Origin of the sequence: Desulfonatronum thiodismutans, from assembly GCF_000717475.1 — a bacterium.
In the GTDB taxonomy this organism is placed as follows: domain Bacteria; phylum Desulfobacterota; class Desulfovibrionia; order Desulfovibrionales; family Desulfonatronaceae; genus Desulfonatronum; species Desulfonatronum thiodismutans.
On the sequence record NZ_JPIK01000017.1, the window covers coordinates 37,531 to 51,135 of the forward strand.

The window sequence follows — 13,605 nt, forward strand, 5'->3', positions numbered from 1 at the left end:
TTCGCCTGGGGGCCGGCCAAAGATGTTTTCAGGAAGCCCGGCGTCCAGGCTGGAGGAAAAGCACGGCCAGGAGGCCGATGAAGCCGGTCAGGGCAACTGGGGCAAGGTCCGCGAGCCCGGGCAGGGTTTTGTCGCGGCCGCGACGGATCAGCAGGAGGACGGCCAGGGCCGTCAAGATTCCGCCGATGGACCAGGGGCCGCCGAGCTGGATTTGGAGGTCGGCTTGGCCGCGCCAGGGGCTTTCCAGGTGCAGCTCGACGGGGAAGAGAAACCCGCGCATCCGCTGAACCCAGGGCGACGAAGCCTCCCGGCGGGAAAGCTCGAATCGGCGTACCGGTTCGTAGGCCGTGTTCATGGCAACGCCGAACACGCTCTTATCCGAACTCACGGTCACGGTCCGGTACAGCGGATCAATGAGCAGCTTCAGATCCATGCGGGCGGGGTCGTAGCCTTGCACCGGCAGGGGGATCAGTCGGTAGTCGTCCCATGAGATCAGGAACGCTTCGCCCCGGTGGGTGATGATCACCCCGTGAAACTCCCGGCGCTCGTTCTCGTTGACGATGATGTCCAGAACGTCCAGGGACGGATCGATGTCCGTGGCGACCACCTCGGGCTGATTCAGGACCCGTTTGACGTGGAATATCCGCCCCACTGCGTCACGGATGAAGTAGCCGTCGTCAAAAGGCTTCAGATTCGTGGCCCTGCCGCCGATCACCGTGGCCGGGAAGGAAAACCCAAGTTCCCGCAAGGTATTGGTGAACATTTCCGTCAGGTCGCGATCCAGGCGATTATAATCCGCGTTCAGAAATTCCATGGCCGAATCCGTGAACCGGAACATTTCCACGGGGAAGCGCATCATGGCCACCGCCGGATCGATGTTGAACAGCGGATACAGGTCGATGCGCGGATGATGGCCGCGCAAATGGCGGGCGCGAATTTCCAGGCCCTGGCGGTCCGCGGCAATGGCCTCCGTGTCGAAGGCGCGTCCGGCAATGGTCATGGGCAGCAGGTTGCGCCGCTCCAGATTGCGAAAATAGACAAAGGGCAATTGATCCTCGAATTCCTGGCGGCTGTAGTCCCGGCCCTGTTCATCCCGATACAGGAACTGGTGACCGCCCAGGGACTCCTGGTAGATGAACTCTTCCAGAAGAGGACTGAAAAACAGCAACGGCTCGTCGCCTCCCGATCCTCCGACCTTGTCGAAGATCGCGGGCAGCAGAAAGATCAAGGCCAGGACAGCCAGAATCGTCGCGCTCCATCGCGAGACCGGGGTGAGTATGCGGGATAAAATATTCCCGGACATCACGCACCTCCCTGGTGAAACCGGCGACCGGGTTCAAAGACGCTCAACAGCACCAGGGGCAGCGCGGCCAGCAGCCAGGGCAAGGCCGGAGTGAACCAGCCGTAGCCGCGGCCGATCATGAGGACATAAGCCGCTGTCCCGAACACCAGCCCCAGGAAAAATCGGCGCGGCCATTTCGGCTCCAGGAGCAGGGCCGCCGCTCCCAGGTAGCCCAGCATGCCTGCCGCGTACCAGGGGGCCATGGTCGCCAAGGATGAACAGCTCACCTCGGCGGGAAAATAGCGGGCCATGGTCAGGTGGGTCAGTCCGGCGACGACTCCGATCACGACCAAGAGATGCCCCAGGCCAGCCAGCAGGCACCAGGCCAGCATGGTTTCCCGGGCAACGGGCAGGTGCAGGGCGATGCGCATCCGGCGGCCCAGCAATTCAGGAACAAACTGGGCCGCGGCCAGGGCCAGGCCCGTGAGCAGCGGCAGGTGGCGCATCTGGTACTGGAACACGGTCTGGAGATGAATGGCTTGGTACCAGACCATCTGGGCGTGCTCCGTGGTCATCTGCTGGCGAACGTCCAGAAAGACCTTGACGCAGAATCCCACGTTCACGGCCAGGGCCGCCAGAAACACCCAGCGCAGTTTCAGCCCTTCCTTGAGCAGTATGGATCGAATCATTTCTCTTCCTTCTTCAATATTTGCCCATCAGGCCGATGAACCCGTCCTCCAGGCTCATGGACGCTTGGGAGAGATCCCGGGCTTGGACGCCCAGTCCGGCCAGGTGGCGTTCCACGGCCTGAATATCGGCGTACGAATATAATGAAATCGTCCTTCCGCGCCGTTCAAAGCCCTTGACGATGTCGTCCCGGGGCAGTTCGTCCACGTTTTCGCAGTGAAAGACGTATTTATTGAACGCGGTCATGAACTCCTCCAGCCCGACCTGCATGATCTCGCCCCGGTCGATGAAGATGATCGTGTCCACCAACTGCTCCAAATCCTGGACAATATGACTGGTGACGAAGATGGTCTTGCCCTTTTTGGCCGCGAAATCGTGCAGCACGTCCAAGAACAGCCGCCGGTATCCGGCGTCCAGGCCCATGGAGTAGTCGTCCAGGATCAACAAGTCCGGGTCCTGGGCCATGATCACGCCCAGCACCACCTGGGAACGCTGGCCGCAGGACATGTTGCCCACCTTGTGACTCAGGGACAGGCCCATCTTGTTCACCAGCCCGAAAAACATTTCCGGGTTCCAGCGGGGATAGAAGCCGCGATAAAAGCGCTCGGTCTGAGCAATGGTCATGAATTCGTAGGCCAGATGCCCTTCGTGGAGCAGACCGATCCGAGCGCGCACGGCCGGAGGCAGGTCATGGGAATCCTCGCCCAACACCAGGCACTCTCCCTTGAAGGGCTTGAGAAAGCCCATCAGGATGTTCACCAAGGTGGTCTTGCCCTGCCCGTTCTTACCCAGCAGCCCGCAGACCGACCCTTCCGGAACGCTGAAATTGAGGTTCTCGTAGATCGTTCGCCCGTTGTACCGATGGCCCAGGCCACGGATCTCGATGGCGTTGCTCATTGGCCGATCTGCCGTCCAGGCACCCGCAACTGGTGTTCGGGACCGGCATCGAAGACCACGAGGAAATCTCCACGGGGCTTCATGAAGGTGAATTCCGAGTTGTTGTCCATTTGGCCTTCCTGCAACACCCTTCCATCAGAAGACTTGATCCGCATGATCACGCCGCCTGCTGATGAGCCATCGGAAAACCCGCCCTGGCAGGTGATGGAATTGTCGCCGTTGTCCATGCACAGCATCAGGGGCGTATGTGCCCAGGCCGCTGAACCGGCCGGAATCAGAAAGACAAATGCCAGCCAAACGATCGCTCTTCTAAAAAACATCCTACACCTCGTTCCTTTTTTGAGGTTGATTCTTCTGCTCGGAAAATCAGGGCAGAGTCCATTGGGCAGGCAAAAAAGCGGTAGTATGCCTGCCCCACAATGGAAACGGCTACGCCTGGAGTACATGAGTAGTTGCAGTTTGACGGTGAATCCATTCTTCGCTTTCAACTTGAAACCCTGTCGCGAAAAGCACATCAAGCATATCAATCAACTCACCCAAAATGTCAATGGTGTTGAAAACAATTTTCATAATACTGATTGTAATTTGATGCCACCCCTTTACAAGTATCAAGCTATCAACTAATCAAAAAACTTTATAGTCAAACTATATTCTCGAAACACAAACCTTATTCATTACCTGGAGTTGACCATGATCGGCCGCTTCGCCACCCTGGGCGTGTACAGGGAATTGTTCGTCTTGCGGGATTTTCAGGTGTGTCTGGCCGGAGGCGGTTTGGCCCTGGCCGGATATCTTTGGGAAGTTTTCGGGTCGGCCTGGGCCTGGCCCGTTCTCGTGCTCTACGCCGGGGCCATCGGACTGAACGGCGGGCCGATCATCTGGGGGGCGATTCAGGGCCTGCTGGAACGCCGGGTGAACGTGGACGAACTGGTCAGCCTGGCCCTGATTGCCTGCCTGATCCAGGGCGAACTGCTCACCGCGGCCGTGGTGGCCTTCATCATGACCCTGGGCACGCTGATCGAAGAGGCCACCAGTGATTCGGCCCGCCGCTCCATCCATGAACTGATGCGCGTGGCGCCCCAGACCGCCCTGATTCTGCAAGCCGACATCGAACGGGAAATCGCGGTCCAAGACATCACTCCAGGCGATCTGCTCCTGGTCAAGCCGGGAGACCGCATTCCCGTGGACGCCCGGATCGTTTCCGGAGCCTCGGCCCTGGATGAGTCCGCCATCACCGGGGAATCCCTGCCCGTGACCAAAAGCGCGGGAGACGAGGTCCTGGCCGGAACCCTGAACCACAACGGGGTGCTGCGCATCCGGGCCGAAAAGGTGGGCGAGGACACGCTTCTGGGCCGGGTCGTCCGCCTGGTCGGCGAGGCCGAGCTGCACAAGCCCCTGGCCACCAGGTTTATCGACCGCTACGCCGCCTGGTTCACGCCGCTGATCCTGGCCATTGCCGGACTGGTCTGGTACTGGTCCGGGGACTGGAGCCGGGCCGTGAGCGTGCTCATCGCCGGTTGTCCCTGCGCCCTGATCATGGCCGCGCCCACGGCCACCGTGGCCGCGGTGGGCCGCCTGGCCCGGGCCGGGGTCCTGGTCAAGGGGGGGCGTTACCTGGAGCAGGCCTCCAAGGTGGACGCCCTGCTCTTTGACAAGACCGGCACCCTGACCAGTGGTCGGCCCAGGGTGGAGGAAATCCGGGCCGATGACGGCTGCACTCCGGAAGAGGTCCTGGCCTGCGCGGCCTGCGTGGAAAAGGACGTCAGCCATCCCCTGGCCCGGGCCGTGCTCAAGGCCGCCCAGTACGCCAGAATCACCCTGGGCACGGCCACGGACGTGGTGGCCGAGGTGGGCCGGGGGGTACGGGCCGTGGTCCAGGGGCGGCACATCGAGGTGGGAGGGGCGGCCCTATTTGCCCGGGAGGGTTCCGGAAAGGGAGCCGGGGCCGGGCCTTTACCGCCGGACTTGCGGACCTGCCTGGAAACCATCCAGGCCAGGGGGGCCACCCCGCTGCTGGTTTACCGGGACCAGCGCCCCATCGGCGTGATCGGCGTTTCGGACACGGTCCGGAGCGAAGCCGCCCAAACCATGCGTCGCTTGCGCAATCTGGGCATTTCCCGCCTGGGGATTCTCTCCGGGGACCATGACCTGTCCGTGCGCCGGGTGGCGGAACAGCTTGGCATTACCTGGACCAGGGCCGGACTCAGGCCGGACCAGAAACTGGAAGAACTGAGTCGACTCCAGGAAGCCGGGCATACGGTCATGGTCGTGGGCGACGGGATCAACGACGCTCCGGCCCTGGCCCGGGCCAACGTGGGCGTGGCCATGGGCGGCGCGGGCACGGACGTGGCCCTGGAAACCGCGGACATCGTCCTGACCCGGGACGACATCTCCCGCCTGCCCCTGCTGATCCGCCTGAGTCGGAAAATGCTCACCGTGATCAAGATCAACGTGGTTTTGGGCCTGAGCTTCAACGCCCTGGCCGTCTGGGGCGGCGCAGTCGGCATCCTGGGACCGATTCAGGCCGCGGTGGTCCACAACGTGGGGGCCGTAATCGTGGTCTTCTCCTCAGCCGCCCTGGCCATGGGCAAGGATGACCTTCAGGAGCAACGCAATGAAACATGACGAAGAACTGACCTCCCTGCTGGTGGAGTTTCACGAGAAATTCGCCTCCTGGGAGCACGGCGTGGTCCGGGGCAAGCCGCTGACCCTGCAGCAGATCCACGCCATGGAAATCCTCTGCGCCCACGGTCGGCTGACCATGAAGGAACTGGCCGAAAAAATGGGCGTGACCACCGGCTCCCTGACCGTGCTCGTGGATCGTCTGGAAAAAAAAGGCATCGTGGAGCGCCAGCCCCACGAATCCGACCGCCGCTCCATCCGCCTGGGCATGACGGCCAAAGGCGAACAACTGGCCGCCGAACACCACGACCTGCACCTGAGCCTGACCCGTGAACTCACCGCCTGCCTGAGCCCCGAGGAAACGAATCAACTAATCAATCTGCTGCGGAAGATGTTGCCGTTTTTTTAACCCCGCAAGCGCGACGTCAAGACGCACCTGGAGAGCGCTCCCCCCCTGTTTTCGCCGCCTTCATCGCCTGCTTCAACCGCAGGCCCAAGGAACTGATGATTTTGCGGGATACTGCGGGGCTGTGGGCCAGGAGGCCTTCGAAGGTATTGGCGGAAAGGAGCAGGAGTTCGGAGTCGGTTTCGGCTCGGGCCGTGGAGAGGCGGGGTTGGTCCAGAAGGTAGGCGGTTTCGCCGAAAAACTGTCCCGCCTCAATGACGGCCAGGGGCTTGGAATCCGGCATTGGTTTTCCGCCGAACAGCGCGACCTTGCCGGAGTGCAGGTAGTAGATGTCCCGGCCCTGGTCACCCTGGCGATAGATGGCCTCTCCCTCCGGTACGGTCTGGGCGTACTTGGAGAAAATACGCCGGGACGAGCCAAAAAGTTTGCCCTCCATTCGCCCGCCGATTCCGGAAGAATTGTTCTGGGGGGCGATGATCCGGTCCAGGGCCAGGATGTCCACCCGGCCGGCCACTTCCACGAACTGGGCGAAGAGGAAAAACAGCAGAAAGACAAGATAGACCCAGAGCAGCAGGAAAATTACCGCGCCCAGGGAACCATACAAGTAGTTGTAGGAAGCCAGGGTGACGTACTGCAAAAAAGCCAGCTTCAGGCCGTGGATGGACAAGGTGCATAGCCCCGCGCCCAGGGCCGCGTGCCAGATTTTTGGCTTGGAGAGGGGCAGAAAACGGTAGCAGATGAAGATCAGGCCGAAGACCAGGGCCAGGGGCACGACGAAGCCGGAGAGGGACAAGAGCAGATCATATATCTGGATCAGCCAGGCAAATTCCTCCAACTTGCCGTGTAGAAAGCGCAAAATCACGTTGGTCAGCGCGGAAAGCAGCAAGAGGGTCAGGACGCCGGGGACCAGGACCAGGGACAGCAGGTTGCTCCAGACGAAGTTTCTGGACCGATCGCTGGGAAAGATCACCCCAAAGGCGCTCTGGATGGAGCTGATGATCAACCTGCTGGTCCAGAGCACTCCTAAAAGTCCCAATCCGCTGATCGCGGCTTGGGTTTCCAGGATTCCGATGCGCCGAAAAAAATCCTCGTTCAATTCTTTATTGAACTCTGCCAGAAACGCGAACAGCTCCGCGGTCAATTCAGGGTGGTTGACGAGCGAGGTGTTCAGGATGGAAACGACCACCAGGATCAGCGGCCCAATGGACAACAGGAAGTAGTACGCCGCCGCGGATGCGTGGCTGGAAAGCTGATTTTTCAGAAACTGGAGGACGGTGCCGTACGTGGTCTGCAAAAACCAGTTCAGACCGTCCTCCAGAAGATGGAAGGGAAGTTTAAGCCACGCCCTCGGCCACACGATCGCCAACCTCGTCCGTGGTCATGCCCATCCGTCCCGCTGCCTGGCTGGCCATGGAGGGCAGCAGCCTGATCACGGCCTGCTCCACGGCCTGGGCAGCCTGGGCTTCCTTGAGTTCCACGAGCATCATCTGCCCGGCCAGGATCGCGGCCAGGGGGTTGGCCTTGCCCTGCCCGGCGTATTTCGGGGCCGAACCGCCGATGGGCTCGAACATGGACACGCCCTCAGGATTGATGTTCCCTCCCGCGGCAATGCCCAGCCCGCCCTGGGTGATGGCCCCCAGGTCGGTAATGATGTCCCCGAACATGTTGTCCGTGACGATCACGTCGAACCATTCCGGGTTCTTGACCATCCACATGCAGGTGGCGTCCACGTGGGCGTAGTCCAGTTCCACCTGGGGAAACTCCTTGGCCAGCTCATGGAAGACCCGGTCCCAGAGGCCGAAGGCAAAGGTCAGGACGTTGGTCTTGCCGCACAAGGTCAGCTTCTTGCGCGGCCGGGAGGCGGCCAGTTCAAAGGCGTAGCGCAGGCAGCGTTCCACACCCATGTAGGTGTTCACGGACTCCTGGACGGCGATTTCATGCTTGGTGCCCTGACGCAGGCATCCGCCGCTACCCGCGTACAGGCCCTCGGTGTTCTCCCGGACCACCACGTAGTCGATCTGTTCCGGCCCTTTGTCCTTGAGCGGGCATTCCACGCCGGGATAGAGCTTCACCGGGCGCAAATTAATGTACTGATCCAGGGCGAACCGGAGTTTCAGCAAAACCCCCTGCTCCAGGATGCCCGGCTTGACGTCCGGATGGCCGATGGCCCCGAGATAGATGGAATCCAGGCCGCGCATCTCCTCCAACACGGAGTCCGGAACCAGCTCTCCGGTCTTCAGATAGCGCTCCCCACCCAGATCAATGTGCTGCCAGTTGATCTTAAATCCATATTTCGCCCCGGCCGCATCCAGCACCTTGCGGCCCTGCATGGTCACCTCCGGCCCAATGCCGTCGCCGGGGAACCAGCCGATGTTGTAGCTGCGCATGTGGTTATTTCTCCTCAATAAGGTTCATGAATATTGATTAAGGTTCAACGGTTCACGGTTCAACGGTTCTCTGTCACGCTCTCCGTTCTCCTGACTCCTGACTTCTGAATTCTGAATTCCGTCACCCCGCCATCTGCCTGCGCACGTACCCCACCAGGCCGCCCTGGGCCAGGATTTCCCGCATGAACGGCGGAACCGGGGTGCAGGGGATGTCCTTGTTCTGGGTCAGGTTGCGGATCAGGCCGTTTTCCGGGTCCACCTCCAAGCTGTCGCCTTCGTTGATGCCGTCCACTTCGTCGCCGATTTCCAGCAGGGTCAGACCCATGTTGAAGCCGTTACGGTAGAAGATCCGGGCGAAGCTGTGGGCCAGGACCACGGGCATGCCCGCGCCGAGAATGGCGATGGGCGCGTGTTCCCTGGAAGAGCCGCAGCCGAAGTTCGGCCCGGCCACCAGGATGTCGCCCTTTTGCACCCGGTTGATCCAGCCCGGCTCCAGACCCTCGAAGCAGTTCTTGCCCAGTTCCAATGGGTCCGTGGTGACCAGAAACCGGGCCGGGATGATGGCGTCCGTATCGATATTGGTTCCGACCTTGCGGGCCGCTCCTGTATAACTCATGTTACTTCCTCCCCACGATTTCAGCAGGATGGCAGATATGCCCGGCAATTGCCGTTGCCGCGGCCACGCCCGCTCCGGCCAGATAGACCTCGCTTTCCAGGCTGCCCATCCGGCCCTTGAAGTTGCGGTTGGTGGTGGCCAGGACCTTTTCGCCGGAGGCCAGGATGCCCATGTGTCCGCCAAGGCAGGGCCCGCAAGTGGGCGGGCCGACCACGGCCCCGGCGTCCATGAAGATCTCCAGCAGGCCCTCGCGCAGGGCCTGCTTGTAGATCAGCGGCGTGGCCGGAAGGATGATCAACCGCAGGCCCTTGGCGGCCTTGCGGCCCTTGAGCAGGGCCGCGGCCCGGCGCAGGTCGCTGATCCGGCCGTTGGTGCAGGAGCCGATGACCACCTGATCCACGGCCACGTCCGCCACTTCCTCCACGGACCGGACGTTGTCCGGCAGGTGCGGACAGGCGATCTGGGGCGAAAGGCCGGAGACGTCGAAGGTCAGTTCCTGTTCGTAAACCGCGCCCGGGTCCGGGGCAATGGCTGTAGCACCTGTGCGCCCGGCGGCCTGGGCATAGGCCAAGGTCTTGTCGTCCGCGGCGAACAACCCAACCTTGCCCCCGGCTTCGATGGCCATATTGGCCATTGTCATCCGGCCTTCCACGTCCATGGCCGCGATCACCGGGCCGTCGAACTCCAGGGCCTTGTAGGTGGCTCCGGCCACGCCGATCTTGCCGATCAGCAGCAGGATCAGGTCCTTGGCTTCCAGGTGCTCGGGCAGAGTTCCGGTAAAGGTGGCCCGGATGGTGGACGGCACCTTGAACCAGGTTTCGCCCAGGGCCATGGCCGCGGCCACGTCGGTGCTGCCCATGCCCGTGGCAAAGGCCCCCAGCCCGCCGTAGGTGCAGGTATGGCTGTCCGCGCCCACGACCACGTCGCCCGGGCCCACAAGACCCAGCTCCGGCAACAGGGCGTGCTCCACCCCGGATTCGCCGCCGTCGTAGAAATGGACGACGCCCATCTTGCGGGCGAAATCCCGGACCGCCTTGACCTGCTGGGCCGAGTCGATGTCCTTGTTCGGGGTGAAATGGTCGCAAACCAGGAAGACCTTTTCCGGGTCAAAGACCTTGGTCGCGCCCATGGCCTCGAAAGACTTGATGGCCAGGGGCGCGGTGATGTCGTTGGCCAGCACCGAGGACAGTCGGGTCCGGACGATCTGGCCCGGTCCGGTGATCGATTCCTCGGTGCGGCCCTGGAGTATTTTTTCGGCTAAGGTCTGGGGCATATTTTTTCCTCCGTTTTTTTGGCGATGCGGTTCAAAGCGTTCAGATAGGCCTTGGCGCTGGCCACGATGATGTCCGGATCAGCGCCCCGACCCACGGCCGAAGCCCCTTGTTCCTCAATGCGTACGGTCACCTCGCCCTGGGCGTCCGTGCCCCCGGTGATGGCGTTGACCGAGAACTGCAACAGCTTGGGGTCCCGGCCGCAGAGCTTGGCAATGGTGTGGAAGACCGCGTCAATGGGGCCGACGCCGAAATCCGCCAACTGCTTCTCCTGGCCGTCCACCTCCAGCTTCATGGCCGCCGTGGGAATGGCCATGTTCCCGGAAAGTACGCTCAGATAGACCAGTTTGTACTTGTCCGGGATACGGTAAATTTCCTCCAGGACCAGGGCCTCGATGTCCTCGGTGGCGATCTGTTCCTTCTTGTCCGCCAAACGCTTCAAGGCCTGGAAGACCAAATCCACCTGGTCCTCGTCCAGCCGGTAGCCCAGTTCCTCCAGCCGTTTTTTCAGGGCGTGCCGGCCGGAGTGCTTGCCCAGGACCATTTCCGTGCCGGAACGTCCGATGCTTTCCGGGGTCATGATCTCGTAGGTGGAGCGGTGCTTGAGCATCCCGTCCTGATGGATGCCGGACTCGTGGGCAAAGGCGTTAGCCCCGACCACGGCCTTGTTCGCCGGGATGGGACGACCGATGACCAGGGACAGCAGGCGGCAGGAGGGAAAAAGCTGCTCGGTCTTGATGGTCGTGGTCAGGTTGTAGACGTCCTTGCGTACGTTCAGGGCCATGACCACCTCTTCCAAAGCCGCGTTACCGGCCCGCTCGCCGATCCCGCTCAGGGTCACCTCGGCCTGCCGGGCCCCGGCGCGCAAGGCAGCCAGGGTGTTGGCCACGCCCAGTCCCAGGTCGTTGTGGCAGTGCACGCTGAACACGGCCTGGTCGCTGTTGGGCACCTTTTCCAGCAGGTAGCGGATCAGTGCGGCGAACTCGTCGGGTTGTGCATAGCCCACGGTGTCCGGAATGTTGATGGTTTTGGCCCCGGCGGCAATAACTCGCTCCACGACCGTGGCCAGGAAATCCCATTCGGACCGGGAGGCGTCCTCGGCTGAAAACTCCACGTTGGAGGTGTGTTTCACTGCGTGACGCACCGCGGCTTCGGCCATTTCCAGCACCTGATCCGGGGACTTGCGCAGCTTGTACTCCATGTGCAGGGGCGAGGTGGCCAGAAAAGTGTGGATCCGCGGGTTCGCACCGTCCTTGATGGCCTCCCAGGCCCGGTCGATGTCCCCGGGCGTGGCCCGGCACAGTCCGGCCACCTGGCAATCCTTGACCGCCCGACTGATGGCCTGGACAGCTTCAAAATCCCCCTGGCTGGCGGCGGGAAATCCGGCCTCGATGATATCCACGCCCAATATTTCCAACTGCCGGGCCAACCGGATTTTCTCCGGCATGCTCATGGTCGCGCCGGGCGACTGTTCGCCGTCGCGCAACGTGGTATCGAAGAAAAGCACTCGTGAATCGCTCATGATATCCTCAGTACGTTATAATATTTTGCAGTTGAATTAGTTCATGTTTACGTAACCAGAATAGGCTTTAAACCGCCCGCTCCCGTTGGTCGCTCAAGACGCAAGGGGCACCAAGAAAAACATTTTGAAAGCGCAGGATAGATGCGCTTTCAAAAAAGTTGCGTCACCTCTGACGGGGTTTAAAAAACATTCGTTTAATAACCTTGATCGCACAGTGGACAATGTCTTTCCCAATAGCATTGACGTCCATTCAATCTTTCCTCATCGTCGGCAGGCGTGAAGCTTTCGGCTTACGCATCTTTCCAGCGGAAGCCGAAAAAACTTCTTGGCGTCCTCCGTGCCTTGAGCGAAGCGAGCGGTTTACATATCTGAAGCCACAAAATCGCGCTCATTTTCGGAACAACATCGCGTCACCGCGAACTGTTCACGAAGCAAGGAAAGAAATCAAGAAAAACTATGAGGGGGTGGGGGGTTGGTTACGGGAGTTCATGAGGGGACTCCCGTAGCAGACGAACTTTGCGAAAGGGTAGAATCAGGAAGGACAGGACCAGCCCGGAAAGCAGGTATGTCAAGAAAAACAGGAATCCCAAAATCTTGGGCTCGGAGGCGATGACCACGAAGATCAGCATGGCCGCCACGGTGGTCCGGAACGGATGGCTGCGCATGCCGTCGAACTCCTTCAAGGACGGATAGCGCACCCGACTGACCATCAAAAAAGAGAGCACATACACCAAGACCAGGGTGATCGTGCCGTACTTGTCTTCGAGAAAGGCGGGAGACTGGGTGCTGAACAGAACCAGGGTCGCCAGGACGCAGGCCGCGGCGGGGATGGGCAGGCCGATGAAGTATTTCTGGGAAATCTTGCCGGACTGGACGTTGAATCTGGCCAGCCGCAACGCGCCGCAGGCCACGATCAGGAAGGAGGCCAACAAACCCAAACGGCCATACTCCTGCAACTGCCACATGTAGACCATGATCGCCGGGGCCACGCCGAAGGCGACCAGATCGGCCAGGGAGTCAAGCTGAACGCCGAAATCGCTGGTGGAGCGGGTCAGGCGGGCGACCATGCCGTCCATGCCGTCCAGGACGCAACTGACCAGTATGGCCAGGGCGCAATACAGAAACTGCCCTTCGATGGCCCAGATGATCCCCAGAAAGCCGGAGAACAGGCTGGCCGTGGTGAAAAGATTGGGGAGGAGGTAGACTCCCTTGCAGATGGGTTGATTCGGGCGGTTCACAAGGACTCGTTTTCAGGAATGTTGGTCTTTCAGAGCAGCCATGACGGTCAGGCCGGCACATGTATGTTGCCCTTTCGTCACACGAACTTCATATGCATCCGGCAAGTAAAGGTCAACCCTGGAGCCGAATTTGATCAACCCGATCCGTTGGCCGCGAGCCACTTCATCCCCCTCCTCGGCCCAGCAAACGATCCGCCGAGCCACCAAGCCCGCGATCTGGACCACGGTCCAGCCGTGGCCGTGCTCGTCTACGATCCGAAACTGATTGCGCTCGTTGTCCTCGGATGCCTTATCCAGGGCCGCGTTCAGGAATTTTCCGGGAAAGTAGGTGATTCCGCCCACCCGTCCAGTCACCGGGGTCCTGTTCACGTGCACGTTGAACACGTTCATGAAGATGGAGACCTTTGTCCGCACCTGGCCCGTGGCCGGATCGACCGCGGGGCCGATGAAAACGATTTTACCGTCCGCCGGGGCCACGGCGAGGCCCGGTTCCTGGGGCGTGACCCGCTCCGGATCGCGAAAAAAGTTCAAGGTCAGGATCGTCAGGACAAGGGCGATCACGGCCACGCCTCCCCAGCCGAGAACGGCCAGGATCAACGTCACGAAGGCCCCCAATCCGATATACGGCAGGCCCTCTTTGGCGACTCCGGGTGAAGATTGGCGCATTTGAATGCTCC

At 61.1% G+C, this 13,605-nt stretch carries 13 protein-coding genes; 2 read left to right on the top strand and 11 right to left on the bottom strand.

Annotation, left to right across the window (positions count from 1 at the left end):
* Nucleotides 1-28: 28 nt before the first annotated feature.
* The 4 genes from GY33_RS0112600 to GY33_RS0112615 are packed head-to-tail and all read right to left on the bottom strand — an operon-like array spanning nt 29 to nt 3,186.
* Nucleotides 29-1,303, bottom strand: a complete 1,275-nt coding sequence (locus tag GY33_RS0112600; RefSeq protein WP_031387670.1) for a DUF4857 domain-containing protein — start codon at nt 1,301-1,303, stop codon at nt 29-31.
* Nucleotides 1,303-1,971 (bottom strand): hypothetical protein, encoded by a 669-nt coding sequence (locus GY33_RS0112605; RefSeq protein ID WP_031387671.1) that lies wholly within the window; start codon nt 1,969-1,971, stop codon nt 1,303-1,305. The genes GY33_RS0112600 and GY33_RS0112605 overlap by 1 nt, the downstream gene beginning before the upstream one ends.
* A gap of 13 nt (nt 1,972-1,984) precedes the next feature.
* On the bottom strand, nt 1,985-2,866 hold the full coding sequence (locus tag GY33_RS0112610; protein ID WP_031387672.1) for an ABC transporter ATP-binding protein: 882 nt from the start codon (nt 2,864-2,866) through the stop codon (nt 1,985-1,987).
* A complete protein-coding gene (locus GY33_RS0112615) occupies nt 2,863-3,186 on the bottom strand; it encodes a hypothetical protein (protein WP_031387673.1) in 324 nt (107 codons plus the stop codon). Before GY33_RS0112615 ends, GY33_RS0112610 begins: the two co-directional genes overlap by 4 nt.
* A gap of 370 nt (nt 3,187-3,556) precedes the next feature.
* On the opposite strand from GY33_RS0112615, the gene GY33_RS0112625 reads away from it, so the two are divergent.
* Both GY33_RS0112625 and GY33_RS0112630 read left to right on the top strand, forming a co-directional pair.
* Nucleotides 3,557-5,491: a heavy metal translocating P-type ATPase gene (locus GY33_RS0112625; RefSeq protein WP_031387674.1), complete on the top strand. Its 1,935-nt coding sequence runs from the start codon at nt 3,557-3,559 to the stop codon at nt 5,489-5,491.
* On the top strand, nt 5,481-5,897 hold the full coding sequence (locus tag GY33_RS0112630; RefSeq protein WP_031387675.1) for a MarR family winged helix-turn-helix transcriptional regulator: 417 nt from the start codon (nt 5,481-5,483) through the stop codon (nt 5,895-5,897). Before GY33_RS0112625 ends, GY33_RS0112630 begins: the two co-directional genes overlap by 11 nt.
* 16 nt (nt 5,898-5,913) lie before the next feature.
* Here the strand turns inward: GY33_RS0112630 and GY33_RS0112635 are convergent, their stop codons facing one another.
* From GY33_RS0112635 to GY33_RS0112670, 7 genes are all read right to left on the bottom strand, one after another.
* Nucleotides 5,914-7,251, bottom strand: a complete 1,338-nt coding sequence (locus GY33_RS0112635; RefSeq protein WP_031387676.1) for a YhjD/YihY/BrkB family envelope integrity protein — start codon at nt 7,249-7,251, stop codon at nt 5,914-5,916.
* Nucleotides 7,229-8,281 (bottom strand): 3-isopropylmalate dehydrogenase, encoded by a 1,053-nt coding sequence (locus GY33_RS0112640; RefSeq protein WP_031387677.1) that lies wholly within the window; start codon nt 8,279-8,281, stop codon nt 7,229-7,231. Before GY33_RS0112640 ends, GY33_RS0112635 begins: the two co-directional genes overlap by 23 nt.
* A gap of 121 nt (nt 8,282-8,402) precedes the next feature.
* Nucleotides 8,403-8,897 (bottom strand): 3-isopropylmalate dehydratase small subunit, encoded by a 495-nt coding sequence (locus GY33_RS0112645; protein ID WP_031387678.1) that lies wholly within the window; start codon nt 8,895-8,897, stop codon nt 8,403-8,405.
* A gap of 1 nt (nt 8,898) precedes the next feature.
* A complete protein-coding gene (locus GY33_RS0112650) occupies nt 8,899-10,170 on the bottom strand; it encodes a 3-isopropylmalate dehydratase large subunit (RefSeq protein ID WP_031387679.1) in 1,272 nt (423 codons plus the stop codon).
* The gene (locus tag GY33_RS0112655) at nt 10,155-11,690 is read right to left on the bottom strand and encodes a 2-isopropylmalate synthase (protein ID WP_031387680.1); all 1,536 of its coding nucleotides are present in this window, start codon (nt 11,688-11,690) and stop codon (nt 10,155-10,157) included. The genes GY33_RS0112650 and GY33_RS0112655 overlap by 16 nt, the downstream gene beginning before the upstream one ends.
* Before the next feature lie 476 nt (nt 11,691-12,166).
* A complete protein-coding gene (gene pssA, locus GY33_RS0112665; protein ID WP_031387681.1) occupies nt 12,167-12,928 on the bottom strand; it encodes a CDP-diacylglycerol--serine O-phosphatidyltransferase in 762 nt (253 codons plus the stop codon).
* Nucleotides 12,929-12,940: 12 nt separating this feature from the next.
* Nucleotides 12,941-13,594: a phosphatidylserine decarboxylase family protein gene (locus GY33_RS0112670; protein ID WP_031387682.1), complete on the bottom strand. Its 654-nt coding sequence runs from the start codon at nt 13,592-13,594 to the stop codon at nt 12,941-12,943.
* Nucleotides 13,595-13,605: the final 11 nt, after the last annotated feature.